This window comes from Pseudoalteromonas sp. c7(2019) (genome assembly GCF_011378625.1).
Classification (GTDB): Bacteria; Pseudomonadota; Gammaproteobacteria; order Enterobacterales; family Alteromonadaceae; genus Pseudoalteromonas; species Pseudoalteromonas arctica.
Map to the genome: position 1 here is coordinate 1 of NZ_WTKS01000142.1, position 312 is coordinate 312.

1 protein-coding gene is annotated in these 312 nt (G+C 35.6%); it reads left to right on the forward strand.

What is annotated here, in order from left to right; translation table 11 throughout:
* A partial coding sequence (locus tag GQR38_RS20340) for a hypothetical protein (RefSeq protein WP_165738092.1) occupies positions 1-312 on the forward strand: 312 nt, incomplete at both ends.

Genomic DNA, 312 nt, shown 5'->3' on the forward strand with positions numbered 1-312 from the left:
TTATTCTTAATGCGTTTAGCGAGTATTGAAACCCTTGCAGGGCAATATCTTGAAGCAGATAAAGTGTTGAAGCAAATCAACTCTATATTACCAAATGATTATCAAGTGGTTATTTTACAGTCTCAGCTTGCTGTTGCGCAAAAAGATAAAGTCAAAGCGGAACAGTTATTAAAAAATGAGTGGAATAAAAGTAAGCAGGAAGAAATTGCTGTTGAACTTTATAACTTTTACAAAATAGATGACCCGAAAACTGCGACTGAGTTTCTTAATCAATGGTTAGCAAGCGCACCAGCGAGTGTTTATGCAAACTTG